This window comes from Amycolatopsis sp. NPDC058278 (assembly GCF_042881395.1).
Taxonomy (GTDB): Bacteria; Actinomycetota; Actinomycetes; order Mycobacteriales; family Pseudonocardiaceae; genus Amycolatopsis.
Window position 1 is genome coordinate 39,367 of record NZ_JBHVXZ010000014.1, and the last position, 24,157, is coordinate 63,523.

30 protein-coding genes are annotated in these 24,157 nt (G+C 70.9%); 10 read left to right on the forward strand and 20 right to left on the reverse strand.

Annotation, left to right across the window (positions count from 1 at the left end; genetic code table 11):
• Positions 1–43: 43 nt before the first annotated feature.
• Positions 44–1,183, reverse strand: a complete 1,140-nt coding sequence (locus ACFVYA_RS09715) for a dipeptidase (RefSeq protein WP_387044125.1) — start codon at positions 1,181–1,183, stop codon at positions 44–46.
• Positions 1,184–1,283: 100 nt separating this feature from the next.
• On the opposite strand from ACFVYA_RS09715, the gene ACFVYA_RS09720 reads away from it, so the two are divergent.
• Complete coding sequence (locus ACFVYA_RS09720; RefSeq protein WP_387044127.1) at positions 1,284–1,730, forward strand: MarR family winged helix-turn-helix transcriptional regulator; 447 nt, start codon at positions 1,284–1,286, stop codon at positions 1,728–1,730.
• 47 nt (positions 1,731–1,777) lie between these two features.
• Complete coding sequence (locus ACFVYA_RS09725) at positions 1,778–2,158, forward strand: VOC family protein (RefSeq protein WP_103335687.1); 381 nt, start codon at positions 1,778–1,780, stop codon at positions 2,156–2,158.
• A 57-nt stretch (positions 2,159–2,215) separates the two neighbouring features.
• On the opposite strand, the gene ACFVYA_RS09730 is transcribed toward ACFVYA_RS09725, so the two are convergent.
• From ACFVYA_RS09730 to ACFVYA_RS09760, 7 genes are all read right to left on the reverse strand, one after another.
• On the reverse strand, positions 2,216–3,070 hold the full coding sequence (locus ACFVYA_RS09730) for an amidohydrolase family protein (RefSeq protein ID WP_387044129.1): 855 nt from the start codon (positions 3,068–3,070) through the stop codon (positions 2,216–2,218).
• On the reverse strand, positions 3,067–4,611 hold the full coding sequence (locus tag ACFVYA_RS09735; RefSeq protein ID WP_387044131.1) for a benzoate-CoA ligase family protein: 1,545 nt from the start codon (positions 4,609–4,611) through the stop codon (positions 3,067–3,069). Before ACFVYA_RS09735 ends, ACFVYA_RS09730 begins: the two co-directional genes overlap by 4 nt.
• A gap of 8 nt (positions 4,612–4,619) precedes the next feature.
• Entirely contained in the window at positions 4,620–6,041 is a 1,422-nt protein-coding gene (gene boxB / locus ACFVYA_RS09740; RefSeq protein ID WP_285986841.1) for a benzoyl-CoA 2,3-epoxidase subunit BoxB, read from the reverse strand.
• A 5-nt stretch (positions 6,042–6,046) separates the two neighbouring features.
• Complete coding sequence (boxC, locus tag ACFVYA_RS09745) at positions 6,047–7,666, reverse strand: 2,3-epoxybenzoyl-CoA dihydrolase (RefSeq protein ID WP_387044133.1); 1,620 nt, start codon at positions 7,664–7,666, stop codon at positions 6,047–6,049.
• Positions 7,667–7,697: 31 nt separating this feature from the next.
• Positions 7,698–8,123: a hypothetical protein gene (locus tag ACFVYA_RS09750; protein ID WP_387044242.1), complete on the reverse strand. Its 426-nt coding sequence runs from the start codon at positions 8,121–8,123 to the stop codon at positions 7,698–7,700.
• A gap of 80 nt (positions 8,124–8,203) precedes the next feature.
• A complete protein-coding gene (locus ACFVYA_RS09755) occupies positions 8,204–9,106 on the reverse strand; it encodes a GNAT family N-acetyltransferase (RefSeq protein ID WP_387044135.1) in 903 nt (300 codons plus the stop codon).
• A gap of 152 nt (positions 9,107–9,258) precedes the next feature.
• Positions 9,259–11,748, reverse strand: coding sequence for a glycoside hydrolase family 3 protein (locus tag ACFVYA_RS09760; RefSeq protein WP_387044137.1), 2,490 nt, complete (start codon positions 11,746–11,748; stop codon positions 9,259–9,261).
• 94 nt (positions 11,749–11,842) lie between these two features.
• Here ACFVYA_RS09760 and ACFVYA_RS09765 point away from each other — a divergent pair, with 94 nt between their 5' ends.
• Complete coding sequence (locus ACFVYA_RS09765) at positions 11,843–12,424, forward strand: TetR/AcrR family transcriptional regulator (protein WP_387044139.1); 582 nt, start codon at positions 11,843–11,845, stop codon at positions 12,422–12,424.
• A 36-nt stretch (positions 12,425–12,460) separates the two neighbouring features.
• Here ACFVYA_RS09765 and ACFVYA_RS09770 read toward each other — a convergent pair whose 3' ends face one another.
• A complete protein-coding gene (locus ACFVYA_RS09770) occupies positions 12,461–12,916 on the reverse strand; it encodes a helix-turn-helix domain-containing protein (protein WP_285986846.1) in 456 nt (151 codons plus the stop codon).
• A gap of 90 nt (positions 12,917–13,006) precedes the next feature.
• Here ACFVYA_RS09770 and ACFVYA_RS09775 point away from each other — a divergent pair, with 90 nt between their 5' ends.
• Positions 13,007–13,594 (forward strand): dihydrofolate reductase family protein, encoded by a 588-nt coding sequence (locus tag ACFVYA_RS09775; protein ID WP_387044141.1) that lies wholly within the window; start codon positions 13,007–13,009, stop codon positions 13,592–13,594.
• 26 nt (positions 13,595–13,620) lie between these two features.
• Positions 13,621–14,004 (forward strand): PPOX class F420-dependent oxidoreductase, encoded by a 384-nt coding sequence (locus ACFVYA_RS09780; protein WP_285986848.1) that lies wholly within the window; start codon positions 13,621–13,623, stop codon positions 14,002–14,004.
• Positions 14,005–14,012: 8 nt separating this feature from the next.
• Here ACFVYA_RS09780 and ACFVYA_RS09785 read toward each other — a convergent pair whose 3' ends face one another.
• Positions 14,013–14,459, reverse strand: coding sequence for a MarR family winged helix-turn-helix transcriptional regulator (locus tag ACFVYA_RS09785; RefSeq protein WP_387044143.1), 447 nt, complete (start codon positions 14,457–14,459; stop codon positions 14,013–14,015).
• Between the two features lie 49 nt (positions 14,460–14,508).
• Between ACFVYA_RS09785 and ACFVYA_RS09790 the strand changes: the two genes are divergently transcribed.
• Positions 14,509–14,976: a DUF1579 family protein gene (locus tag ACFVYA_RS09790; RefSeq protein WP_387044145.1), complete on the forward strand. Its 468-nt coding sequence runs from the start codon at positions 14,509–14,511 to the stop codon at positions 14,974–14,976.
• A gap of 41 nt (positions 14,977–15,017) precedes the next feature.
• A complete protein-coding gene (locus ACFVYA_RS09795; RefSeq protein ID WP_387044147.1) occupies positions 15,018–16,931 on the forward strand; it encodes an ABC transporter ATP-binding protein in 1,914 nt (637 codons plus the stop codon).
• A 531-nt stretch (positions 16,932–17,462) separates the two neighbouring features.
• Here ACFVYA_RS09795 and ACFVYA_RS09800 read toward each other — a convergent pair.
• The gene (locus ACFVYA_RS09800; RefSeq protein ID WP_387044149.1) at positions 17,463–18,224 is read right to left on the reverse strand and encodes a 2-keto-4-pentenoate hydratase; all 762 of its coding nucleotides are present in this window, start codon (positions 18,222–18,224) and stop codon (positions 17,463–17,465) included.
• Positions 18,221–19,024 (reverse strand): 2-keto-4-pentenoate hydratase, encoded by an 804-nt coding sequence (locus ACFVYA_RS09805; protein WP_387044151.1) that lies wholly within the window; start codon positions 19,022–19,024, stop codon positions 18,221–18,223. Before ACFVYA_RS09805 ends, ACFVYA_RS09800 begins: the two co-directional genes overlap by 4 nt.
• Before the next feature lie 139 nt (positions 19,025–19,163).
• On the opposite strand from ACFVYA_RS09805, the gene ACFVYA_RS09810 reads away from it, so the two are divergent.
• From ACFVYA_RS09810 to ACFVYA_RS09820, 3 genes are read left to right on the forward strand one after another with little or no spacing between them, the layout of a single operon-like run.
• The gene (locus ACFVYA_RS09810; protein WP_387044153.1) at positions 19,164–19,667 is read left to right on the forward strand and encodes a VOC family protein; all 504 of its coding nucleotides are present in this window, start codon (positions 19,164–19,166) and stop codon (positions 19,665–19,667) included.
• A 56-nt stretch (positions 19,668–19,723) separates the two neighbouring features.
• Complete coding sequence (locus tag ACFVYA_RS09815) at positions 19,724–20,296, forward strand: hypothetical protein (RefSeq protein WP_387044155.1); 573 nt, start codon at positions 19,724–19,726, stop codon at positions 20,294–20,296.
• A 23-nt stretch (positions 20,297–20,319) separates the two neighbouring features.
• Positions 20,320–20,721 (forward strand): CoA-binding protein, encoded by a 402-nt coding sequence (locus ACFVYA_RS09820; RefSeq protein WP_387044157.1) that lies wholly within the window; start codon positions 20,320–20,322, stop codon positions 20,719–20,721.
• On the opposite strand, the gene ACFVYA_RS09825 is transcribed toward ACFVYA_RS09820, so the two are convergent.
• The 8 genes from ACFVYA_RS09825 to ACFVYA_RS09860 all read right to left on the reverse strand — a co-directional run bounded on the left by ACFVYA_RS09825 (position 20,718) and on the right by ACFVYA_RS09860 (position 24,042).
• Complete coding sequence (locus ACFVYA_RS09825) at positions 20,718–21,245, reverse strand: NHL repeat-containing protein (RefSeq protein WP_387044159.1); 528 nt, start codon at positions 21,243–21,245, stop codon at positions 20,718–20,720. The two genes, ACFVYA_RS09820 and ACFVYA_RS09825, sit on opposite strands and share 4 nt — an antisense overlap.
• 74 nt (positions 21,246–21,319) lie before the next feature.
• A complete protein-coding gene (locus tag ACFVYA_RS09830; protein ID WP_387044161.1) occupies positions 21,320–21,880 on the reverse strand; it encodes a GvpL/GvpF family gas vesicle protein in 561 nt (186 codons plus the stop codon).
• Positions 21,877–22,194, reverse strand: a complete 318-nt coding sequence (gvpJ, locus tag ACFVYA_RS09835; RefSeq protein ID WP_285986858.1) for a gas vesicle protein GvpJ — start codon at positions 22,192–22,194, stop codon at positions 21,877–21,879. The genes ACFVYA_RS09830 and gvpJ (ACFVYA_RS09835) overlap by 4 nt, the downstream gene beginning before the upstream one ends.
• Positions 22,191–22,424: a gas vesicle protein K gene (locus ACFVYA_RS09840; protein ID WP_285986859.1), complete on the reverse strand. Its 234-nt coding sequence runs from the start codon at positions 22,422–22,424 to the stop codon at positions 22,191–22,193. Before ACFVYA_RS09840 ends, gvpJ (ACFVYA_RS09835) begins: the two co-directional genes overlap by 4 nt.
• Positions 22,421–22,621 carry a gas vesicle protein GvpJ gene (gene gvpJ / locus ACFVYA_RS09845; RefSeq protein WP_285986860.1) on the reverse strand — a complete coding sequence of 67 codons (201 nt, stop codon included), beginning with the start codon at positions 22,619–22,621 and terminating at the stop codon, positions 22,421–22,423. The genes ACFVYA_RS09840 and gvpJ (ACFVYA_RS09845) overlap by 4 nt, the downstream gene beginning before the upstream one ends.
• Positions 22,614–23,348: a GvpL/GvpF family gas vesicle protein gene (locus ACFVYA_RS09850; RefSeq protein WP_387044164.1), complete on the reverse strand. Its 735-nt coding sequence runs from the start codon at positions 23,346–23,348 to the stop codon at positions 22,614–22,616. The genes gvpJ (ACFVYA_RS09845) and ACFVYA_RS09850 overlap by 8 nt, the downstream gene beginning before the upstream one ends.
• Positions 23,345–23,644, reverse strand: coding sequence for a gas vesicle protein (locus tag ACFVYA_RS09855; protein ID WP_387044166.1), 300 nt, complete (start codon positions 23,642–23,644; stop codon positions 23,345–23,347). Before ACFVYA_RS09855 ends, ACFVYA_RS09850 begins: the two co-directional genes overlap by 4 nt.
• A 17-nt stretch (positions 23,645–23,661) precedes the next feature.
• Positions 23,662–24,042, reverse strand: coding sequence for a gas vesicle protein (locus tag ACFVYA_RS09860; RefSeq protein ID WP_387044244.1), 381 nt, complete (start codon positions 24,040–24,042; stop codon positions 23,662–23,664).
• Between the last annotated feature and the right edge of the window lie 115 nt (positions 24,043–24,157).

The following is a 24,157-nucleotide window of genomic DNA, read 5'->3' on the forward strand; positions in this document are numbered from 1 at the left end:
CTCAGTGTCCGTCCGGCGCGCGCGGAGCGCCGCCTCAAACCCCCTAACGGGCGAAGCCGTCGACCTCCCGCAGGACGCGGAGCGTGTTCCGCCCGGCCAGTTTCGCGCAGTCGTCCTCACTCCACCCGCGCTCGAGCAGCGCGGCGAACAACACGGGGTACTTGGACGTGTCCTCCAGTCCCTCGGGCAGCGCGCCGACGCCGTCGTAGTCGCCACCGAGGCCGATGTGGTCGATGCCGGCGACCTCGCGGGCGTGCTCGACGTGCGCGACGACGTCGTCGACGGTGGCCAGCGGCTTCGGCGGGCCGGCCCACTCCTGGACGAACTTCCCGCGCAGCGTCAGGTTGCGGTACTCCAGCCCGGCTTCGGCCATCGCGGCCTCGAGCTGCTCGTTCCACGCGGCGACCTTCGGCGAGACGAACGCGGGCACGAAGGTGATCATCGCGACGCCGCCGTTGCCGGGCAGCTTCGCCAGGACGTCGTCGGGGATGTTGCGGGGGTGGTCGTTCACCGCGGTGCAGGAGGAGTGGCTGAAGATCACCGGCACCGAGCTGACCTCGATCGCCGCCCGCATCGTCGACGGCGCGACGTGCGACAGGTCCACCATCATCCCGATCTTGTTCATCTCGCGCACGATGTCGCGGCCGAACTCGGTGAGACCGCCGTGGACCGGCTCGTCGGTGCCCGCGTCGGCCCAGGTGGTGTTGAAGTTGTGCGTCAGCGTCATGTAGCGGACGCCGAGGCGGCGCAGGATCCGCAGCACGCCGATCGACTCGGCGATGCTGTGGCCGCCCTCGGCACCGAGCAGCGACGCGATCCGCCCGTCGGCGAACGCGGCCTCGGCCTCGTCCGCGGTGGTGACGAGCCGCAGCCGGTCGGGGTAGCGCTCGACCAGCTGATGGACGACTTCCACCTGTTCCAGGACGGCGGTCACGGCACTGTGGCCTTCGAACTCACAGGGCACGTACACCGACCAGAACTGCATGCCGAGCTTCCCGTCGGCGAGCTTCGGGAAGTCGGTGTGCAGAGCGGGCTGCCGCACGGTCAGGTCGAGGGACGCGACCGCCTCGACCGGGTTCGGGCCACCGTGCTGCCGCAGCTCCCACGGCAGGTCGTTGTGCCCGTCGGCGAGGATGACGGCGTCCAGCAGTTGGGTAGCACGCTGTAGTGCCTCGTTAGTCATCGGCCGATCGTAGGGACGTCCGGTATACGGTTCGTACAAACGGGCTGACATCTTCCTCGGAAGAAATAATCCGGCGAGCCGTTGCGGTAAACTTCCCCCCGTGGACACCGACGACGACGAGATCGTCACCTGGTGGGGCCTGGTCATCGAGGGTTACCTGGCCACCCAGGACAGGCTGATGGGCGAAATCGCCGACCGCTTCGGGCTCGCGCCCGCGTCGTTCGACATCCTGCTGCGGCTGGTGCGTTCGCCCGAGCACCGGATGCCGATGACCCGCCTGGCCACCGAGGCGGCGCTGTCCAGCGGCGGGTTCACGAAGGTGGCGGACCGCCTGGTGGCGGCCGACCTGATCTGCCGGATCCCCAGCCCCGACGACCGCCGCGTGACGTTCGCGTCACTGACCGAGCACGGCCTGGACGTGGCGAACAAGGCCCGCGCGGCCGCGGCGGACATCCTGCGCCGGATCGTGCTGACGCCGCTCGGTGAGGACGCGCCGGCACTCGCCGAAGCGATGCGGGCACTGCGCGCGTTCAACGCCGACCGTTGAAAAAGTCGGGTCACGCCGGATGCCGGTGGCGGCGCACCATGAAAGCCATGCTGACCGAATCGACCATCACGACGATGCTTCCGGTGACCGACAGTGAACGCGCCGGCCACTTCTACGCGGACTCCCTCGGCCTGAAGCAGACGGGGAAGGGCGAAGACGGAACCCTCTACTTCGCGGCGGCCGGCGGTGCCATCGGCCTCCGCCCGATGCCGGCCGGCGCGCAGAGCGAGAACACGGCACTGAGCTTCGAAGTCGGCGACCTGCCCGCCGAAGTCAAAACCCTGGAGGACCGCGGTGTCCGGTTCCAGGACTTCGAGATGGAAGGCCTGAAGACGGTCGACCACATCGCCCAGCTGGGCAACGAGCGGGCGGCCTGGTTCAGCGACTCCGAAGGCAACGTGCTCTGCCTGCACGAGGTCATGGGCTGACCCCCTGGGGGCGCGGGGGTGCCGCCGGTTCCGGCAGGCACCCCCGCGTTCGGCCCGTTAAGCCAGTGACGGCATCAGCTTGATCGCGTTCCCCGCCAGGACCCCGCTCAGCACGTCCTCGGGCAGCCCGAGCCCGGTCAGCGTCCGGACGTTCGCGGCCACCGAAGGCACGCCCGGCCAGTCCGTCCCGAACACGAACTTCCCCGCCAGCCGCGTCAGGTCGAAGCGCTGGTAGTACTCCGGCAGCTTCTTCGGCGGCAGCCCGGCAAGGTCGAGCCACACGTTTTCCCTGGCCAGCGCCAGGAACGCCGCCACGTCGTACCACCACCCGCGACCGCCGTGGGCGAAGACGAACTGCAGCGACGGGAAGTCCTCGATCACATCGGACAGCAGCTCCGGGTTGCCGAAACTGGTACGGGAGCCGGGAAAGCTCGACGTTCCCGAGTGGAGGATCACCGGCACCCCGCGTTCGAGGCACAGCTGGTAGACCGGGTACAGCTCCTTGTCCGCCGGCGAGAACGCGCCGTGGACCGGGTGGATCTTCAGTGCCACCGCGCCCAGGTCCAGCTGCCGCGCCACCTCCGACGCGGCCGGGTGGTGCAGGTACGGGTTCACGTTCGCCACCAACCGGAACCGCTCCGGGTTGTGCGCCACCAGCGGCAGGTTGTCCTCGATCGGCTGGATCCCGGTCGCGCGCGGGCTGTACTCGCAGAACAGCAGGACCCGGTCGACGCCTTCGGACTCCATCAGCTCGTCCATCGCCGCCGGGATGACCGTGCCGTCAGCCGAGTACACCGAACGCCACGGGTACGCACCGGCGAAGTCGTGCGCCCACTGCAGCCACGCCGGTTTCAGCGTCGGCAGCCGCGGCGTGTGGACGTGGGCGTCGACCACGAAGTGCCCGTCGATCACGGGCTGGGTACCGTCCGCAGCGAGTCGCGGACCAGCTCGCGGATCACGTTGCGGCGGATCTTGCCGGTCGCCGTCTTCGGCAGCTCCGCCAGCTCGACCACCCCGCGCGGGCGCTTGAACGCCGCCAATCCTTCGCGGCAGAACTCGATCAGCTCGCCCGGGTCCACCGCGAACCCGGGGGCGGGGACGACGCACGCCACCGGCTTGTCGAGGCCGTCGGCGTCCGGCGCGGCGACGACGGCGACCTCGGCCACCGCCGGGTGCTGCCGCAGCCGTTCCTCCACTTCGGACGGTGACACCCAGATCCCGCCCGCCTTGAGCATGTCCCCGAACCGGCCGAGACAGCTGTACGTCCCGTCTTCGTTCCGGACGTAGCTGTCACCAGTTCGCAGCCACTCGCCTTGGAACACGAGCTTCGTCGCGTCGTAGCGGGCCCAGTAGCCGGTCGCCGTCGACGGGCCGGCCACGAACAGCTCGCCCGGCTTGCCGACGGCGTCGATCACGGACCCGGCTTCGTCGCGCAGCTGCACGGAATATCCCGGCACCGGGACACCGGTGCTGCCCGGCCGCACCGAACCGGGCTGGTTCGACAGGAAGATGTGCAGGGCCTCGGTCGACCCGATGCCGTCGAGGATCTCCAGCCCGAAGCGGGCGCGGAACCGTTCGAACAGCGACGCGGGCAACGGCTCGCCGGCCGAAACCGCGTACCGCACCGAAGAAAACGAGTCGTCCGGGACGTCACTGGCGAGCAGCGCCGCGTAGAACGTCGGGACCGCGAAGAACAGTGACGGCTGCTCCTCGCGAGCGCGCTTCGCGAACAACGCGGGCGTCGGGCGCGAAGGCTCGAGCAGCGTCGTCCCGCCCGCGCCGAGCGGGAAGAAGCACGAGTTCCCCAGCCCGTAGGCGAAGAAGAGCTTCGGCACGGACAGGAACCGGTCCGACGACGTCGCTCCCAGCACCCCGCGGGCGTAGGTCTCGCAGACCGCGCGGATGCTCGCGTGCCGGTGCATCGCGCCCTTCGGCTGCCCCGTGGTGCCCGAGGTGTACAGCCACAGCGCGGGCGAGTCTTCCCACGTGCGTCCACTGGGGAGCGATCCCGCCAGCGCCGGCCAGTCGTGCGTCGGGACGCCGAACCCGGCGCCGTCGCAGCGGTCGAGCACGACGTCGGTGACCTCGGGGGCGAGCTCCACAGCGGTCACCGCCTGCCCGGCGAACTCCCCGGACACGCACAGCACGCGCGCCCGCGAGTCGGCCAGCACCTGGCCCAGCTCCGGCCCGGTGACCATGGTCGACACCGGGACGGCGACCGCGCGGGCCAGCATCGCGCCGAGGATGCCGGTGAGCAGCTCGACGTCGTCGACCATGCAGAACATGACCCGTTCTTCGGGCCGCACACCGAGCCCGGCGAGGCCGCCGGCGACCCGCCGGGACTCCTCGGCGAGCTCGGCGTAGGTGAGCGATCGCCCACGCGACACGACCGCGGTCGCGTCCGGGTGCCCGGCCGAGAGCAGGTACTCCGCGGCATTGAACCCTGTCGCCACCAGGCCTCCTACGTGAGGTACACGTACTCGTAGTCGATGGGCTTCCCGTTGATGCCCTGCCGCGGCGGCGCGACCCAGCTCGCGATCTTCCCCCGCTCGTACACCGGGCGCATCAGCGAACGGACGAACGTGAGGTCTTCGGTCGTGGGCAGCCACTTGCGTTTGCCTGCCTCCCAGGTCGCCTCGTCGACGATGGTGCCGTCGGGAGTGACGTGGTGGCCGGAGTTTATGCCGACTTCGCGGTTGAAGCCAGGGTGCGGCAAGCGGAACGTGTGGTCGACGCCGGCGTCGGCGAGGATCTTGTTCCAGCGCTTCACGCCGGTCTGGCAGTCGGCCACGTACTCGCTGCGCAGGTCGAGGTTGAGCAGCAGGATCGCCTGCAGCTCTTCGGTCGTCCAGGTGCCGTCGTCGTTGGGGCGGTCGAGGGTGCGGGCGTCGTCGGTGAGCTTGTGGTCGTCCTTGCGGCGGGTCTCCTGCCAGCGGCCCTTCAACCCGGCGGTGTAGTAGTTCGCCGCGTTCGTCGACGTCTCGCTGCCGAACAGGTCCAGGGACACGGTGTAGTGGAAGTTGAGGTACTTCTGGATGATGTCCAGCGGGATGCCGCCGTGCGGGCCGATGTCGTACGTGTCGTGCTCGCGGATCAGCTCGGCGCTGCGGGTCACCACGCGGTCGACGCCGGTGGTGCCGACCATCATGTGGTGCGCTTCTTCCTTGAGCATGAACTCGCAGGTGCGCGAGAGCGGGTCGAAGGAGGATTCCTTGAGCGTGCCGAGCTGGTACTTCCCGTCGCGGTCGGTGAAGTAGGTGAACATGTAGAACGCCAGCCAGTCGGCGGTTTCCTCGTTGAACGCGCCGAGGATGCGGGGCGCGTCGGGGCTGCCGGAGTTGCGCATCAGCAGACCCTCGGCCTCGTCGCGGCCTTCGCGGCCGAAGTAGGCGTGCAGCAGGTACACCATCGCCCACAGGTGACGGCCTTCTTCGACGTTGACCTGGAACAGGTTCCGCAGGTCGTACAGGCTCGGCGCGGTCAGGCCGAGGAGCTTCTGCTGCTCGACCGACGCCGGCTCGGTGTCGCCCTGGATGACGATCAGCCGCTGCAGGTCGGCGCGGTACTCGCCGGGCACCTGCTGCCACACCGGCTCGCCCTGGTGCTCGCCGAAGGCGATCCGCCGGTCCGGGTCGCGCTCGGCGAGGAAGATGCCCCAGCGGTAGTCCGGAACGTTGACGTGGTCGAAGTGCGCCCAGCCTTCGCGGCCCACGCTGACCGCGGTGCGCAGGTAGACACCCTGCGTCTCCAGCGTCGGCCCCATCTCGCCCCACCAGTGCAGGAACTTCGGCTGCCAGCCCTCCAGCGCGCGCTGCAGCCTGCGGTCTTCGGCGAGGTTGACGTTGTTGGGGATCTTGGCGTCGTAGTCGATCTTCTCGGGCATCTGCGCTAGACCCGCTTCCTGTCGAAGACGGCCTTCTGTCCCGTACCGTAGCGGCGCAGCGCGCCTTCCGGCCCGGATGCGTTCGGCCGGGTGAAAATCCAGTTCTGCCAAGCCGCCAGCCGGCCGAAGATCTTGGTCTCGATGGTCTCGGGACCGACGAACCGGTGGTTGGCCTCCATGCCGGTGAGCGCGTCCGGGGACAGCGACGCGCGGCCTTCGAGCGCGATCCGGATCTCGTCCTCCCAGTCGAGGTCGTCCGGGGCGTCGGTGACCAGGCCGAGTTCGAGGGCTTCGGCGGCGCTCAGCTCGCGGTTCTTCTCGCGCGCGAGCCAGGCGAGGTGGTCGTCGTCGCCGTAGAAGCGGGCCTGCAGGCGGGTCAGGCCGTTCCCCATCGGGAAGGCGCCGAAGTTGGCGTCGGTCAGCTGGATGGCCGCGCGTTCGTCCGAGTCTTCGTCGTCGATCGGCGGCCCGTCCAGGATGTACTGGCGGTCCGCGGCCAGCGCGATTTCCAGCAGTGCCCCGGTGAAGCAGCTGCCCGGTTCGATGAGCGCGATCAGGCTGCGGCTGGTGACGTCGAGCCGCTTGAGCGTCCGCTTGAAGTAGTGCGTGATCTCGTTGGCCAGCCAGTCCTTCTGCCCCAGCACCGCTTGCTCGTGCGCTTCGACCTTCGCCGGGTCGCCCTGCGTCCGCAGGATCCACGTCCCGGCTTCGACCTCGTTGGTGCGCAGCCGCAGGATGGCGTCGTCCAGCTCGCGGGTCATCGCGAGGAACCAGCCGTCCGCGCCCTCTTCGTGCAGGTCGCCCGGGTCGTTCTCGGGACCCTTGACGGTGATCGTGGCCTGGTTCCCGGCCACGTCGATGTCGACATGGCGATGTGCGAGCGGGGGGAGCTCGATGCCGTGTTCCGCCGGTTTTCCGGACCGCCGGGCAAGTTCTCGCGCCTTTTCGAGGACCTTCTCGCGGAAGTCCTGGCGCGGCACCAGTTCGTCGACCAGCCGCCAGTCGACGGCCGTCTTGCCCTTGACGCCGTCCGGGCGCGTGGCGAAGACGTCGGCGAGGTCGCGGCGCACGCGTCGCTTGTCGACGACCCGGGTGAGGCCGCCGGTGCCGGGCAGCACGCCCAGCAGCGGCACCTCCGGCAACGCGACGGTCGAGGAGTTGTCGTCGATCAGGAAGATCTTTTCGCAGGCCAGCGCGATTTCGTAGCCACCGCCGGCGCAAGTGCCGTTCACCGCGGCCACGTAGACCTGGCCGGAGTGCTCGGTGGCGTCCTCCATGCCGTTGCGGGTCTCGTTGGTGAACTTGCAGAAGTTGACCTTCCAGTGGTGCTCCGACGCGGCGAGCATGCGGATGTTCGCGCCGGCGCAGAACACCTTTTCCTTGGCGCTGGTCACGATGACCACGCGGACCTCGGGGTGCTCGAACCGCAGCCGCTGCGTGGCGTCGTAGAGCTCGATGTCGACGCCGAGGTCGTAGGAGTTGAGCTTGAGCTCGTACCCCGGGACCAGCCCACCCCGTTCGTCGACGTCCAGCTCCAGCCAGGCCACTTCCCCGTCGACCCGCAGGCGCCAGTGGCGGTACTCGTCCGGACGGCGGTCGAAGGCAACCGGTGTGGTGGTGGTCACCCCTCGATTGTCTACATGAGTCAGACGAACGTCAACGTTGTGTAGAAAGTTGATCTCGGGTGGTCACCCGGTTGAGCGTGGCCCACGCCCAGGTGAGGAACACCCACAGGGCCAGCCCGGCCGCGGCGTCGGTGAAGATCGTCGCGAACCAGAACGCCGGGATCCGCGGAACGCCGGTCAGAAAGTGGCCGAGCGTGACCATCCCGGCCAAGGAATAGACCAAGAGGAACGCCAGGGCTCGCGGGTACCGGCCTCGGCCGTACGCGCGGTAGCCGAGCCAGCCGAAGGTCGTGAGCAGCACCCAGGTGCCGGCGACGACGATGCCGCCGGCGAGTGGCGTGATGCCCTGAAGCTGCGGATAGTCCGCGTACCGGATGGTGTTGTGCGCGTAGTGGATCGTCGTGCTGAGCAGCGAGAAGCCGAGGATCACGCGAAGCGGTGTCAGTCCTTTGTCCATCACGCCCCCGATTTGATAGATCGCTCTAGCGACGCTACCGCGGGGCGGCCGTCCCCGGCAAGACACGGCCGCCCCGGTTGTCACACGAAGTCGATGCGGTGCTGGACCACCGGGTAGCCGGCCTTCGCGAACGCCTTCGCCATCGGGACGTTGCCGACGTCGGTGCCCGCGACGATCCGGTCCGCGCCGTAGCCGACGAGGTCGTGCGTCGCCTCGACCAGGAGGTCGTAGGCGTAGCCCTTGCCTCGGTGCTCCGGCACCACGGCCACGTAGCCGACCACCGGGTCGTAGACGTTGCGGCTCGGCAGGACCAGGCCGGCCAGCTCGCCTCCGGGCGTGTACGCCAGCCGCCACCAGTCCCGCGGCGCCGGCATCCACTTCATCAGGTCGAGGTCCTCCTGCGCGGCCGCGTCGAGGCCGTGCTCCTCGATGGTCTTCCGCGCGTGCGCGTCGAGGCTGCCGACGTGCACGCGCTTGAAGACCTCGAGGATGACGTCGTCGTCCGGCTCCGGCCGGAACTCGAGCCGTCCGGTCTTCTCCGGCAGGCCGTTTTCCGGGGTCCAGCGGAAGCGGTAGCGCTCGACGAGCTTGCGGTAGCCCGCCTTTTCGGCCGCCTCGACCCGGCCGTTCACTTCGCGCGCGACGTCCGGATCGTCCTGCCACGCCGGCGGGGTGTGCAGTGCGTACTCCGCGCGCAGCGGTGCAGTTTTCAGCAGGTGGACGGCCGCGTCGAAGTCGGTGAAGTCGAACCAGTCCAAGGCGATCGGGGCCTCGTCGCCGGCCTTGGCCCACCAGGCGGCCCGCGCCACGACGACGCCGTCGCGCAGCGCGACCCAGGTCCACTCGGGCCGGTACTCGCCCCTCTTCGCCATCTCGGTGAAGTCGTCGCCGAGCAGCTTGCGGCCGACGAGACCGCGGTCGGGCAGGGAGGTGAACAGTGCTTCTTCGCCCGCTTCGAGCGGGCGCACGACCAGTTCGGTCATGGAAATCCTTCCAGGAGTACGCGCTCCCGGTCAGACAGCCGGCACCCTCGCTGCGGGGTGGGAGCGCGTGATCGGTTGCGTGATCATCGGTCCCACCTCCTTTCGCCGGTCAAGGTGCCTTCACGAGACCTTAGGGGACGCGCCCGCGGTGATCAACGGATTTTCTGCAGCACCACGCGCGTGCTCAGCCGCGGCTCGGCGTAGGAGTGCGACGCCTCCAGGACGTACTCGCCCGCGATGTGCTGCCAGCCGTCGCGCCAGACTTCGGCCGACCTCGGCGTGATGACGACGTCGGTCTCGACGGACTGGCCGGGCCGGGCTTCCACACTCGCGAACCCGGCCAGCCAGCGCTGCGGCCGGTCGCCCCGCTCGGTCGGGACCAGGTAGAGCTGCACGACCTCGCGGCCCGTGCGCGTTCCCGTGTTGCGCACGCGGACCCGGACGCGCGCGCCACCTTCGTCGTCCGGGTCGGCGACGAGTTCTTCGTAAACCCAGGTCGTGTAGCCCTGGCCGTGCCCGAACCAGTACGCGGGTTGCCGGCCGGCGCGGGCCCAGGCGCCGTAGCCGATGTACACGTCTTCGCCGTACTCGAGCACGCCGTCTTCCGGCGTCACGTCGGTGACCGGCGCGTCTTCGAGCTTCGCCGGCCAGGTCGTCGGCAGGCGGCCACCGGGCTCCTCACGGCCGAAGAGGACGTCGGCGAGCGCGTCGCCGCCGGCCTGGCCGGGAAACCAGGTGAGCAGCACCGCGGCGACGTCGTCGCGCCACGGCATCTCCACCGGGGAACCGGCGTTGACGACCACGACGGTGTTCCGGTTCGCTTCGGCGACCCGCGCGACGAGTTCGTCCTGGCGTCCGGGCAGGGCGAGGGACGTCCGGTCGAAGCCTTCGCTTTCGACCTCGGCGGTCGTGCCGACCACGACGACGGCGACCTCCGACTTCGCCGCCAGTGCCACGGCTTCGTCGAGGCTCGCGTCCGGGTCGAGGACCGGCCCGCGGTGGCCGAGCGCGAAGGTGACCCAGGCGAAGGTGCCCCTGGCGAACTCCGCCATCTCCGACGGGATCCAGTAGGTCAGGCTGACGTCGACCGGCTCGCCCGCGGTCAGCTCGACCTCCCGGCGCTGTTCGTGCACCTGCATGATGGACGTGAAGATGTCCCCGCCCTCCGGCAGGTTCACGCCGTCGAAGACGGTCTGGCCGGCAACGGTGAGGCGGAGGTCGCCGGGGCCGGTGACGCCGAAGGTGTGCGTGCCGCTCTGCTCCGGGAGGAACGTGCCGGCGATCTCGACCGAGGCGAGCGTGCCGATGTCGAGCCCGGACGGCAGTTCACCGATCCAGTCGATCCTGGCTTTGCGCAAGGAAAACCGCGCGAGTTCGGTGCCGTCGGCGGCGCGGGCCGTCGCGCGGAGCCGGAAATTGTCGGTGACATCCGGGGCTTCGCCCCAGGTCGGGGGCTTCGCCACCCGAGGCCCCCAAGAAATGTCGGTGGCCGTCGGTAACGTCGTCCGCGGATCGGCACCGGGGGCGTAACCGAGCTCGGTGCCCGGGGGAACGGCCGCTTTCAGGCCGTCGAGAGGGGAGACGACGTGATCGGGGAACACGGTGGCGCTGCCGCCGCCGAGGATCTTGGGGTCCGCGGCGAGCGCGCCGATGAGCGCGATGCTCTGCGGCTCGCGCAGGGGCAGCACGCCGGTTTCGTTGCGGAGCAGCACGAACGACCGGTGCGCGACCTCGCGCGCGACCGCGTCTCCGTCCACATCGGACCCTTTCGGCGCGGGGCTGCCGCCGAGCGCGCCGGTCCGGTCGGCGAGCAGGAGCACGCGGCGGACCATGGCGTCGACGACGGCTTCGTCGACTTCGCCGCCGCGAACCGCTTCGGCGAGCCGTTCCCCGAACACCGTGCGGGGGCCGGGCATGGCCACGTCGAGGCCGCCGTTGGCGGAGGCGACGGTGTCGCGCGCGGCCAGCCAGTCGGAGACGACGAAGCCGTCGAAGCCCCATTCGTCGCGCAGCACGCCGTTGACCAGTTCGGCGTGCTGGGTCATCGTGACGCCGTTGACGCTGTTGTAGGCGGCCATGATCCCCCACGGCTTCGCGCGCCGGACGATGAGTTCGAACGGCGCGAGGTAGAGCTCGCGCAGGGCGCGCTCGCTGACGCGCACGTCGGCGGTGAAGCGTTCGGTCTCGAAGTCGTTGGCGACGAAGTGCTTGACCGTGACGGCGACCCCGCCGTCCTGCACGCCGGTCACGTAGCCGGCGCCGATCATCCCGGTGAGGAGGGGGTCTTCGGAGTAGCACTCGAAGTGCCGGCCGCCCAGCGGCGAGCGGTGGAGGTTCACCGTCGGGGCGAGCAGCACGTGCACGCCCTTGCGCCGGGCTTCCTGGGCGAGCAGGCGGCCTGCCCTGACCGCCAGGCGCGGGTCCCAGCTCGCGGCGAGTGCCGTGGGGCTGGGCAGGGTCACCGAGGGGTCGTCCGGGCTCCAGCGCGTCCCGCGGACGCCGACCGGGCCGTCGGAGAGCACCAGCGAGGCGAGCCCGATCCGCGGCAGCCCGGGCAGGGACCAGACGTCCTGGCCGGCGAGCAGGCTCGCCTTGGCGTCCAGGTCGAGCTCGGCCAGCAGCGCCTCGACGTCGAAGCTCATGGCACCCTCCGCGATCGGTCCTGCCGTCACCCTACCTGGCGGTGAGTAGTGAACGTTATAATTCCGTGACATTTTCTGCCGTAGGCTCGGGATCATGACCCGGGCCAGGGGCGCCGACCGCCGAGCCAGCATCGTCCGAGCGGCGTTCGAGGTTATCGCCGAACGCGGCTATCGCGGCACCTCGCTGGCCGCGGTCGCCGAGCGCGTCGGGCTGACGCAACAGGGCCTGATGCACTACTTCCCCACGAAGGAAGACCTGCTGACGGCGGTGCTGGAGACCCGCGACGAGTGGGACCTGCTGCACTTCGGCCACGCGCGGGAGGGCGACCCCTCGGCGATGACGGTGAACCAGCTGGCGGACCTGGTCGACTACAACGCGACCCGCCCGGGCATCGTCCAGACGTACACGGTGCTCGCGGCGGACAGCGTCACGGAGGACCACCCGGCCCGGAAGTACTTCCAGGACCGCTACACGCGGGTGCGGGCGGGCATGACCCAGATGCTCGAGCGCCACCGCGACGAACTCCCGCCGGGCACCACCCCGGAACAGCTGGCCCCGCTGGCGATAGCCATCCTCGACGGCCTCCAGCTGCAGTGGCTCCTCGACCCGGCGGAGGTCGACATGTCCGCCGGGTTCCGCACGTTCCTGACCCTGCTGGGAGTGAAACCGGACTGACGATCGGCGCGTCCCACGCCGGCCGCGCTCCGCGTCTCAGCGGGTCGAGCCGGGGCCGGCCAGCGCGTCGACGTCGTTGGCGTGCATCGGCTCGCCGCAGTGGGCGCAGCGCAGGTCGACGCTGCTGATCTCGCCGCACGCGTGGTGGCGGTAGAGCACCGGGGGGCCCGCCTCGCCCGCCAGCCACTTGTCACCCCAGCGGATCATCACCATCAGCATGTCGACCAGTTCGGTGCCCTTCTCCGTCAGGACGTACTCGTAGCGCGGCCGGCGGTCGTACGGGCGGCGCTCGAGGACCTGCTCGTCGACCAGGTGGTTCAGCCGCTCGGTGAGGACCTTGCGCGAGATGCCGAGGTCCGCCTGGAGCTGCTCGAACCGGCTGACCCCGGCCCACACGTCCCGCAGGATCAGCGGCGACCACGGTTCCCCGATGACGTCGAGCGTGCGCGCGATCGAGCACGCGGCCAGCTCGCTGAAGTTCGTGCGCTGCATGAGGCCAGAATAGCACTTCGGGTTCCCTTAAGGAACTTAAGCTGCTACGGTCCCGGAGTCTCCTGAAGGAACCCCGAAGGGAAAGCCACGATGAGCAAGGTCTTCAGCGCCCACGCCGTGTCGGTCGACGGCTACATCACCGGCCGCGGCGCCCGCCCGGGTCAGGGACTCGGCGACGGCGGGACGCTCTTCGACTGGTACTCCGACGGGGACACCCGGAGCCGGGTCTTCGACTTCTTCACCCTCAGCGAGCCCAGCGCCCGCGTCTTCGACTCGCTCGCCGGCCGGGTGGGCGCGATCGTGGCGGGCCGGAACACCTACGAAGACTCGGAACACTTCGGTGGCGGCAGCCCCCACCCGAACGCCCCGCTCTTCCTGGTCAGCCACCGGCCCGCGCCGGAGCTGACCGAGCGGCAGACCCTCGCCGGCAACGTCGAAGACGCGATCGCGGCGGCCCGGGAGGCAGCCGGCGGCAAGGACGTCGGCCTCATGGGCGGCGGCGTGCTGGCCTCGGCACTGCAGGCCGGCCTGGTCGACGAAATCGTGCTCCACCAGGTCCCGGTCCTGCTCGGCGGCGGCCGGTCGTTCTTCCGGGAGCTGCCGTCGCACGTGCGGCTCAGCCTGGTCGAGGCCGTGGCCGCGCCCGGCGTCACCCACCTCCACTACGCCGTCGCCTGAACCCCTACCCCAGCAGGGAGCCGACCATGCTCGACACCGACGTCCGCCGCGTCCTCGCCACCACCGCGATCGGGCACCTCGCCACCGTCCTGCCCGACGGCGCGCCCCACTCGGTCCCGGTCTGGGTCGCCGAGGAGGGCGACCGCATCGCCATCCTGACCTGCCCGGACTCGCGCAAAGCCCGCAACCTGCGGCGTGACCCGCGCGTCGCGCTCTCGCTGACCCCGCCGGACAACCCGTTCGAACCCGTGATCATCCGCGGCCGGGTGGCCGAGTGGATCGAGGGTGACGCCGCCTGGGAGATCGTCGACCGGATCGCGACGAAGTACATCGGCGGGCCGTACACGCGGGAGCAGCAGCGGGTTGTCGCGCTCATCGAGGTCGAGTGGCAGAGCGCCGGCACGCGCTGACGCACTGCTCACCGCAAGCGCGGCTGGGCCACCACGCCGCGCAGCCGCTGGAGCGTGCGCAGCGTCGTCTCCAGGTCCGCCGGCGGCACCTCGGCCGCCACCTCCTCCGCCCACTCGGCCTGCGCCTCCCCCAAGGCCCGCATCGCCGTGCGAGCCCGCCGCGTCAGCGACAGCATCGGCGCCCGCGCGTCGGCCGGGTTCGGCAGGCGGTCCAGCATTCCGTTGCGCAGCAGGCGGTTCACCGTCTCCTGCACACTCTGGCGGCGCAGCCCGCGGCGGCGCGCCACCTCGGCGGCGGTCGCCGGGCCGTCCTCGAGGAAGCCGAGGACCTGCCACTGCGCGGCGGTCAGCCCGACCGGCCCGGTCAGCGCGTCGCCCGCGGCGAGGAAGCCGCCGTTGCACGCGAAGACCGCGTCGATCACGCGGGTGAAGGTCTCGGCTCGATGCGACCGCATGCGTGCTAGTCTCGCACATCGACAGGTACCTGTCGAAATGGAGACGACCATGGACATGCCCCGCCTCGGTCCCGCGCACGACGCGCTGAAGGCGTTCGTCGGCGACTGGACCGGCACCGAGGAGCTCGCCGCCTCGCCGTGGGCGCCGGCCTCGACCGCGCGTGCCGACTGCGAATACCGCTTGGCCCTCAACGGTTTCGCCGTGGTCCAGCACTACCGGCAGCGCCGCGACGACGGGTCGGAGTTCCTCGGCCACAACGTCTTCACCGCCGATCCGGCCACCGGCGAGACGCTCTGGTACGGCTTCGACAGCTACGGCTTCCCGCCCGAGTCGCCCGCCCGCGGGACCTGGACCGGCGCGACGCTGACGCTGGAGAAGCAGACCGCGCGCGGGGTGGCCCGGCACCGGCTCACGCCCGAGGGCGGGGCGCTGACGCACGAAATCGACGTCCGGATGGGTGAAAACCCGGAGTACAGCCCGTTTTTGCGCGCGCGGTACACCCGGAAGGACCAGTAGCGAACCCGAAACTGTCGGACCCCCGGAGTAGAGATGGAGGCGTGTCCGGAACCGCCGAGCCGCCCCCGCTGATCGGGGTCGAGAACGTCAAGATGCCCGAGTGGGCCCGCGTCGACGAACGCGTGGCCGCCGCGGGCTTCGGCCAGGCCGTGCGCGCGCTGCCCACCGCGATCTCGGTCGTGCTGCGGCTGGCGTGGCGCACTTCGCCGCGGCTGACGCTGCTGGCCGGCGTCGTGCACGTGGTGTCCGGCTGCGTCACGGCGTTCGGCCTGCTCGCCACCGCGAACGTCTTCACCGCGCTGCTCGAACAGGGCCCGACCCCGGAACGCGTGCTGCAGTCGTTGCCGGCGATCGCGGTCGTCACCGGGTCGTACGCGGCGCGGGCGGTGCTGGACGCGGCCGTCGCCGCCGTCGAAGGCGCGCTCCGGCCCCGGGTCACCGCGGCGGCGGACGACGCGGTGACGGCCGCGGTCGTGCGCGTCGGGCTGATCGCGTTCGAGGACGCGGACTTCCGGGAACTGGCGCGGCAGGGCGCCCGGTTCGGGGTGCGGGCCATCGAGACGAGCCTGCGGCGGCTGGCCGACCTGACGTCCTCGGTGATCTCGCTGGCGGCGGCGATGCTCACGGCCGGGCTGCTCAACCCGTGGCTGGCCCCGGTCCTGCTGCTCGCGGCGGCGGCCGACGGCTGGGCCGCCGCGCGCGTCGCGAAGCTGAACTACCGGCACTTCCTCGACACCGTCGGGCGCAACATCCGCAAGTCGGTCGTCGAAGAGGTCGCCACCTGGCGCTCGATGGCCCTCGAACGGCACGCCCTGACGCTGCAGGAGCCGTTGCTGGGTGAGTACCGGCGCATCTCGCGCAGCCTCACGCGAGAGGAGATCCGGCTGGCGCACCGGAGCAACCTGGTGCGCACCAGCGGGCGGGCGGCGGCCGGCTTCGGCACCGCCGTCGCCTACCTGGTGCTCGGCTGGCTGCTCTACTCCGGCGGGATGGAGCTGGCGCTGGCCGGCACCGCGGTACTGGCGATGCGCACGGCGTCGACGGCGCTGTCCAACACCATGCGCGCGGTCAATTCGCTGTACGAAGACTCCTTCTACATCGGGTTCTACAACCAGCTGCTCGCGGAATCCCGGAAGCGGCAACCGCCGCCGACGTCGGTGACCGCGCCCCCCGACCCGGCCGAGATCCGGCTGGACGGCGTCACGTTCACCTACCCGGGGCGGGACACCCCGGCGCTGCAGGACGTCTCGGTGACGATCCGGCGCGGCGAGGTGGTCGCGCTGGTCGGCGAGAACGGCTCGGGCAAGACCACCCTCGGCAAGCTGCTCACCGGGCTCTACCCGCCGGACGAGGGCACGGTCCACTGGGACGACGTCGACCTGACGCGGGCGGACCCGGCATCGGTGCACGCGAACATCGCGGTGATCGCGCAGGAACCGGCGGAGTGGCCGATGACGGCGGCGAACAACATCACGGTCGGCCGCCTCGGCCGGCCGGACCCGGACAGGCAGGCGTGGCGCGAAGCGGTCGACTACTCGGGCGCGGACGAGGTGATCAGCTCCCTGCCCGCCAAGGAGCACACGGTCCTGTCGAAGAAGTTCGACGAGGGCCACGACCTTTCCGGCGGCCAGTGGCAGCGCATGGGCATCGCCCGCGGCATCTACCGGGACGCCTCGGTCCTGGTGGCCGACGAACCGACAGCGGCGCTCGACGCCCGCGCCGAAGCCCGCGTGTTCGCCGGGCTCCAGCACGCGAGCCGCTCGGACCGCGGCCGCCGCACGACGGTGCTGGTGACCCACCGGCTGGCCAACATCCGCTCGGCGGACCGGATCCTGGTGCTGGAGAAGGGAAAACTGATCGAGGAAGGCACCCACGACGAGCTGATCCGCGCGGGCGGCCTCTACCACGAGCTGTACGAGATCCAGGCCCGCGCCTACCGCAACGGACAACCATGACGGCGCACCCAACCACCCGACGCCGCCAGCACCCCCACCCCGCCGGGCCACAAAGCGGCGAGCTGAGCCACCCAGCCGACCCGCACCCACCCGGTCAGCCCGCGCACCCACACGGTCGCCCGCGCACCCAGGCGGTCAGCCCGGGTACCCAGCCGGTCGCCCACGTATCCGGGCGGTCGGCTCGCGGCCAACTCCCCAGGCACGCAAACCGGCCCTTCAGGTACGCGAGCCGACCCTCCAGACACGCGAACTGACCCTCCAGACACGCGAACTGACCCTCCAGACACGCGAGCCGACCCCCCCAGACACGCGAACTGACCCTCCAGGCACGCAAGCCGACCCTCCAGGCACGCGCGTTCGCCGGTCCGGTTCGCGTCACTCGCGTGATCGGGCACGTCACTCGCGTGATTGGGCACGTCACTCGCGTGATTGGGCGCGTATCTCGCGTGATTGGGCGCGTATCTCGCGTGATTGGGCGCGTATCTCGCGTGATTGAAGGGTCATCTCGCGTGATTGGGGGGACGACACGGGTCAGGTGGCCAGGGTGAGGGAGCCCAGGTGGGAGAAGTGGGCGGCGAGGCGGGAGCCGGGGCGGACCGGGACCGCGTCCGTCATGCCGCCGGTCAGGACCAGCCAGCCCGGCTCCAGGGCCAGGCCCCGTGCCGCGAGGCTGTTCGCCGCCAGGGCCAGGGCTTCCGCCGGGTGGCCCTGGACCGCCGCGCCCGTTGCGGTGTCGACGATCTGGCCGTCGACCTCCAGCAGGGCGGCCTCCAAGGAGAGGTCCAGCGAAGAGGGCGGCAGCCCCACCGGGCCCACACTGAAGTACGCCGACGAGCCGTTGTCCGCGACGGCGTCCGGGAGGGTGAACCGGTAGTCCGCGTACCGGCTGTCGATCACCTCGATGCCGCCGTACACGCGGTCGACCGCGGACAGCGCCGTCGCCGCCGTCACGCCCGGGCCCGCCAGCCGGCGGCCCAGCACGAAGACCAGCTCCGGCTCCGCGCGCGGGTGGATCAGCGCGTCGTGCGGCACCGGTGCGCCCGCCGGCAGCACCATCGCGTCGGTCAGCCAGGCCAGCAGCGGCGCGTCGATGCCCATCCGCTGCTGCTTGGCCCGGGACGTCAGGCCCAGCTTCACCCCGATCAGCGTCTCGCCGCGGGCCCGGCGCTGCCGCAGGGCCTCGTCCTGGATCGCGTACGCCGTGTCGACGTCCAGATCCGGCCAGTCAGCCGAGAGCGGCTCGCGCTCCGAAACCGTCCCCAGCAGCGCAGCGGCCGCCTCACGCACGTTCACGATTCCTCCGGAGAAGCGGGAGCGAAGACCGCGGTGACACTGCCGACCCCGGCGATCGTGGTGACGATCGTGTCGCCCGGTGACACCGGGATCGCCCGGGTCATCGACCCCGGCAGCACGACGTGCCCTGGCTCCAGGGTGACCCCCAGCGGCCCCACCGTGTTCGCCAGCCACACCAGTGAGTTCAACGGCGACCCGAGCACCGCGCCGCCCGCGCCCGTCGCCGCCACCGAACCGTTCTGGTAGAGGACGCAGCCGGCCAGCCGCAGATCCACCGAACCCAAGGCCGTCGGGCTGCTCCCCAGCACCACCCCGCCGGAAGACGCGTTGTCCGCGATCGTGTCGAACAGGGAGATCTTCCAGTCCTGGATGCGGGAATCGACGATCTCCAGCGACGGCAGCACGAACTCGACCGCCCGCACCGCGTCGGCGACCGTCACACCCGGGCCGCGCAGGGCCGAGCCGAGCACGAACGCGATCTCCGGCTCGATCCGCGGCTGCAGGAACGCCGACGTCGGGATCGGCTGGTGCTCCAGGTGGAACATGCTGCCGGTCAGGTGCCCGTAGTCGGGCTGGTCGACGCCCATCTGCCGCTGCATCGCCGCCGACGCGAGGCCGACCTTGTGGCCGCGGACGGCGTCGCCGCCCTCGACCCACTGCCGGACCTGCTCCTGCTGGATCCGGTACGCGTCCTCGACGCCCGCGTCCGGATACGTCTTGATCAGCGGCTCGATCGGCTCGCGCGTGGCATAAGCCCGCGCCAAAGCCGAAGCGGCCTCCTGCACCTCACTGACGTCCACCACCGGAACTCTGCCGCGCGCACCCCGCGGGCACAAGCAACGACGTTCCGCTCAACGGAACTCTCGCCAGACAATCTCTTGCGCGCGAGATAAATCGGGCGTAGCGTGGACGACACCACCAGGAAGGGACGTGAGGGACATGGCACCGACCCAGGCCGAGGTCACCAAGCTCGCCGAAGTCCGCGACGCGCTGCGCGAGCGCCACCTGCGCCCGGCCGCCGAACGCCCGGCGACGAACGGCCGCGGCATCCACCACACCGCGCTGATCTCCAGCGACGTCGAGCGGACGATCGAGTTCTACCAGGACATCCTGGGCTTCCCGCTCACCGAGCTGATCGAGAACCGCGACTACCCCGGCTCCAGCCACTTCTTCTTCGACGTCGGCAACGGCAACGCGGTCGCGTTCTTCGACCTGCCCGGTCTGGACCTCGGCCCGTACGCGGAAGTCCTCGGTGGACTGCACCACCTGGCACTGTCCGTCACGCCCGAACGGTGGAGCGCCATCAAGGACAAGCTCGACGAAGCCGGCGTCCAGTACCTGCTGGAGAGCAAGACCTCCATCTACCTGTCCGATCCGGACGGTGCCCGCGTCGAGTTGATCTCCGACCCCCTCGGCGAGATGTACGGCGAGAAGATCGGCTGAAAGCGTGGTCCGGGCGTCGCGCGCCAACTAGCCTGTGCGCGACGCCTGGAGGTCCGATGTCCGACTGGTCCCTCTCCCGCGCGAAGGCGCGGCTCGATCACCGCGAGCGGCTCGACGAACTCACCGCGCGCACCCGGTTCGAGGTGCGCCTGCACCTGAACGAGCCCGCGACGAACGGCGCCTACGACGAGCTCACGAGCATCTTCGCGATCGGGCACGGCGAGTGCGCCGCCCTCCTCGCGCACCACCGGCTGCTGCCGTGGTGGGAACGTGTCCTGCTGTTCCGCTACGCGCGACGGATGCACGGCAAGGCGATCAGCCGCAGTGTCGGCGCGGTTCCCGCCGAGGTGGCGCCGCAGGCGGCCCGCGCGTTCGGCGCCGAGATCGCCGAACTGGCCCCCGGCTCCGGGGACACCGGCGCGAAGTACGACCTGCAGGGCCGCGGCCTGCTGACCGTGTTCCGGATCGCCGTCGGCGCCAAGGGCGCGACCTGGGCCGACCGCCACGAAGTCGCGACGACGTCCGCCCGCAACATCCTGACCTGCGCCGCGACCTTCGCCCGCCGGAAGCCGTGGCACATCGTGTGGCCGGTCTACCGCGTGCGCGGCCTGCGGCTCTGGAAGCTTTGACGCCCACCGCGCGTTCCACCGGTATGAACGCAGAGGAGATCCTCGCCGGCGCGAACACGATCGCCGTGGTCGGCCTGAGCCGCGACCCGGCGAAGGCAGCACACGGCGTCCCGGCGGTCCTGCAGGCCCACGGCTTCCGGATCATCCCGGTGCACCCGACCGCGACCGAGCTGCTCGGCGAAAAGGTGTACCGGTCGCTGAAGGACATCCCGGAGCCGGTGGACCTCGTCGACGTCTTCCGGCCGTCCCCCGAAGCGCCGGGCATCGCCCGGGACGCCGTCGAGATCGGCGCCAAGGCGCTGTGGCTGCAACAGGGGATCGTCTCCGCCGAAGCACGCCGCATCGCCGAAGAGGGCGGGCTCGCCTACGTCGAGGACCGCTGCACCGCCGTCGTCCGCGCGACCGCCTCGATCTCGAAGAGCTAGCCGGACGCTCCGAAGTGGACGATCCGGTGGTTGCCCGGCTCGGCGACCCAGACACCGCCCGCGCCGTCGTCGGCCATGTCCCTCGGTGAACTGATCGGCTCGGCCGTGCCGGGCAGCTCGGCGCCCGTGCGGGTGTCGAACCGGGCCACGCGCCCGGTGTCGTCGACCAGCAGCCGCCCGGCGTGGTCGAGCGCGACACCGCGGGGCCGGGCCAGGCCGCCGAACTCGCGCACGAACCCGCCCTGCCACGAAAACTGCACCACGCGGCGGTTGCCGGTGTCGGCGACGTAGACGTTGCCCGACGCGTCGACCGCCACCCCTTCCGGCGCCTTGAGCCGCCCGGCCAGGACGCGCACGAGCGCGCCGTCGCGGGTGAACGCCTGGACCCGGTCGTTCCCGGTGTCGGCCACCCACACGCGGCCGCGGACGTCGACGGCGATCCCGGACGGCTCGCGGAACTGCCCCGGTCCGGCGCCGGGTCCGCCGAACGCACGCGGGAGCGCGGCGACTTCACTGCTGGTCACGGCACCAGGATCACCGGCCGCAAGCCACGGCGGCCAGCGTCCGGACGAGTGTTCAGCGATTGTTCCGCCCCCGCTCACCAGCTCCAGCGGGAGCACGTCCGCCGGTCGAGGAAACTGTACGCGGGCAGCGGCCCGAGCCAGTCGGCCTGGACGCCGTCGCCGGGCGCGAGCGCGGCCACGGTGTCCCGGACGACCAGCAGGTCGCCCAGCCCGACCAGGAACGCCCACCGCTCGTCGGCGCTCTCGCCCGCCGGCAGCGCCACGGAGTCGCGGGCGCGTTCGGCGACCTGGGCGAGCAGGACGTCCGAGCGGGCCGCCCGCCACGCCGACCCGGGTTCGGTGAACCGCAGGCAGACGTGCACCTCGGCCAGGCCGTCGAGCCGGTCGAGGTCGGCGCGGTAGGTGTCGGCGGCCGGGGCGAGCACTTCGGTGCGGACGGTGTCTTCGTCCTCGGCCACGGTGCCGAACCGGACCGGCAGCACCGGGCCGCCCTCGACGAGCGCGGACACCATCGCCAGGTGCACCGCCGGGTCGGGCTCGGGGTCGCCGACGACCATGGCGAGGTCCTCCCAGCCGACCGAGCGCGGTGCCCGCGGGTGCCCGGCCCGCACGACGCCGTAGAGCTGCAGCGTCACGGCTGTTCGACGGGGATGGCCGGTTCCACCGGCACCGCGACGGCCGGTGTCGGCGGCGGGGGCGGGATCAGCCCCGTCGTCTGGCCGAGGCCCTGTGAGATCTGCCCGGGCGCCGTCGTGTTCTGCAGCCGTTGCATCGCTTCGAGGTACCGGATGTAGGTGTCGACACTGGCGATGACGATCCGTGCTTCGATCGCCAGCAGCTCGATCCCGATCACCGACACCCGCACCGAGGCGTCGATCACGAGTCCCTTGTCGAGCAGGATGTCGAGCGTGTCGGCGAGGCCGCCGCCGGCCTGTCCCGGTCTGGTCACTGCACTCCTTCGGTGGTGGGGATGTCGTCGAGGGCGGCGCGGATCTCGGCGAACCGGAGTTCCAGCGCGATCAGGGCCTGGCCGAGCGCTTCGACCTGGGCGGGGGTGAGGGTGCCGGCGTCGAGCCGCCGCAGCGCCTGCCGCTCCAGCACTTCCTTGAGGACGTCGAGCACGGTGACGACGAGGTGCCCGAGCCCGCGGCCGGCATCGGCGGCGATCCGCTGGGTCATCCGGGTGTCCCGTCCAGCCCGAGCAGCAGCAACCGCAGGTCGAGCCGCACGAGATCGATGCCGGCGAGGGAGATGATGACGTCCCCGGTGACGACGGCCCCGCGGTGCACGACCCGGTCGAGCAGATCGACGATGGCTTCGGCGGCGTTGGTGCCGGTGGGCGTGAAGACCTCGGCGAGCAGGTCCGGCTCAGCCATTCGCCGTCGCTCCGAGCTCGACGTCGGTGAACGAGTACGGCGGCCACGGCCCCGATGTCTCCACCGTCGCCCCCGCCGCGCTCAGCTCGCGGGCGAACCACTCCGCCTCCGCGTGGAAGGCCGCCTCCCGGCCCGTCTCCACCAGGAACGCCGTGTTCATCAGCACTCCGTGCGGCCGCGCGCGCTCCACGCTGTCCGCCGCGTGCCGCCGTAGCGCGTCCGCGAGCCGGCCGGCCGCGCCGGCCACGTCCTCCCGGGCCCGCTGGATCGCCTTCAGCCGTTCGCGCCTGCGGACGAGGTACTGCGTTCCCGTCAGGCCCGTCGCGTCGGGCCGGGTCGTCGCCGCCGGCTCGGTGTGGCGGATCCGCACCCCCCACTCGCGGTGGCCGGCCACCTCGTCGAGGCAGTCGCGCGCCTGGTCGTAGCCCGCCTCCAGGAGCCGGCGAGCGGCATCCTCGCCGTCGAGGACCGTGCCGAACCTCAGTGGCAGCACCGGCTCGCTGCGGAACACCGCGCGCACCACGGTGTCGTGCTCGCGGGCCAGCTCGGCGAGGGTGCCGTCGACCGGGTCGAGCGTGTCGATGCGGTCGAAGCGCGCCGGCGCCACCTCGGCCACGACCACGCCGAGGTCGCGGTAGCCGATCAGCCGCGGTACCGGACCGATGTCCAACGTGGCCGGACGGTTGCGGGTGATCGCGTACGCGCACAGCCAGTTTCCGGTGCTCACCGGGGTTCTTCCCTCCCGCCCGGCGCGGGTAGCCGGGCCTCCAGTTCGGCGACGCGCGCCGCCAGATCGGTCGTCCCCAGTTCCGCGCGCGCGGCATTCGGGGCGAAGAACGGATCGTTCGTCCACCAGTCCATGCCCATTTCCCGGGCGGTCTGCGCGGACGCGATGAACAGCCTGATCCGCAGGGTCAGCAATTCGACGTCGACAACACTGACGCCGATGTCACCGGCGATGACGACGCCCTTGTCCAACACGCGTTCCAAAATGTCCGCCAACGAATCAGACGAAGTGCCCAATCGTGTCGACCTTCCTTTCAGGAATCGGTGGTACCCCGGGTGAACCGGCGCAGCCGCTCACACGCGGCGAGCTCGCCGTCGGCGTCGACGTCGACCCGGTAGGTGGCCATCACGCTGGTGGAGTCCGGGATCCGGGCCAGCTCGACGACGTCGACGAGCACGGACCAGCCCCCGTCACCCCGGCTGCGGATCCCGGTCACGGCATGCGGAGTGAGCCCCGTCACCATGGCGAACTGGTCCTTGGCAGTCCGAATGGCGTCGGCGGCACGCAGCCGGGAAACGGATTTCCCGGCGGCTTCGGGGGAATTCTTGTTTTGGGCAGGGAGCGGCAGTGGCGATTCCGGCATCGCTTTCCTCGTCGCAGGTAGGGTGCCCACCGTAGCAACACGGAGGATCATGTGCAGCGCCGTCAAGGGACGGCATTTTTCACCGGTTCGCGCGCACTATTGGGCGATCCGCGGCAACCGGCGGAGACGAACGGCGCAACGCGCGGACACCCAGGGGAACCAATTT

Coding starts and splice junctions, on each gene's coding strand:
- ACFVYA_RS09715 (WP_387044125.1), bottom strand. CDS start 1,183: ATGACTAACGAGGCACTACAGCGTGCTACCCAACTGCTGGACGCCGTC.
- ACFVYA_RS09725 (WP_103335687.1), top strand. CDS start 1,778: ATGCTGACCGAATCGACCATCACGACGATGCTTCCGGTGACCGACAGT.
- boxB (WP_285986841.1), bottom strand. CDS start 6,041: ATGCCCGAGAAGATCGACTACGACGCCAAGATCCCCAACAACGTCAAC.
- ACFVYA_RS09750 (WP_387044242.1), bottom strand. CDS start 8,123: ATGGACAAAGGACTGACACCGCTTCGCGTGATCCTCGGCTTCTCGCTG.
- ACFVYA_RS09755 (WP_387044135.1), bottom strand. CDS start 9,106: ATGACCGAACTGGTCGTGCGCCCGCTCGAAGCGGGCGAAGAAGCACTG.
- ACFVYA_RS09760 (WP_387044137.1), bottom strand. CDS start 11,748: ATGAGCTTCGACGTCGAGGCGCTGCTGGCCGAGCTCGACCTGGACGCC.
- ACFVYA_RS09765 (WP_387044139.1), top strand. CDS start 11,843: ATGACCCGGGCCAGGGGCGCCGACCGCCGAGCCAGCATCGTCCGAGCG.
- ACFVYA_RS09770 (WP_285986846.1), bottom strand. CDS start 12,916: ATGCAGCGCACGAACTTCAGCGAGCTGGCCGCGTGCTCGATCGCGCGC.
- ACFVYA_RS09775 (WP_387044141.1), top strand. CDS start 13,007: ATGAGCAAGGTCTTCAGCGCCCACGCCGTGTCGGTCGACGGCTACATC.
- ACFVYA_RS09780 (WP_285986848.1), top strand. CDS start 13,621: ATGCTCGACACCGACGTCCGCCGCGTCCTCGCCACCACCGCGATCGGG.
- ACFVYA_RS09785 (WP_387044143.1), bottom strand. CDS start 14,459: ATGCGGTCGCATCGAGCCGAGACCTTCACCCGCGTGATCGACGCGGTC.
- ACFVYA_RS09790 (WP_387044145.1), top strand. CDS start 14,509: ATGGACATGCCCCGCCTCGGTCCCGCGCACGACGCGCTGAAGGCGTTC.
- ACFVYA_RS09810 (WP_387044153.1), top strand. CDS start 19,164: ATGGCACCGACCCAGGCCGAGGTCACCAAGCTCGCCGAAGTCCGCGAC.
- ACFVYA_RS09815 (WP_387044155.1), top strand. CDS start 19,724: ATGTCCGACTGGTCCCTCTCCCGCGCGAAGGCGCGGCTCGATCACCGC.
- ACFVYA_RS09820 (WP_387044157.1), top strand. CDS start 20,320: ATGAACGCAGAGGAGATCCTCGCCGGCGCGAACACGATCGCCGTGGTC.
- ACFVYA_RS09840 (WP_285986859.1), bottom strand. CDS start 22,424: ATGACCCAGCGGATCGCCGCCGATGCCGGCCGCGGGCTCGGGCACCTC.
- gvpJ (WP_285986860.1), bottom strand. CDS start 22,621: ATGGCTGAGCCGGACCTGCTCGCCGAGGTCTTCACGCCCACCGGCACC.
- ACFVYA_RS09860 (WP_387044244.1), bottom strand. CDS start 24,042: ATGATCCTCCGTGTTGCTACGGTGGGCACCCTACCTGCGACGAGGAAA.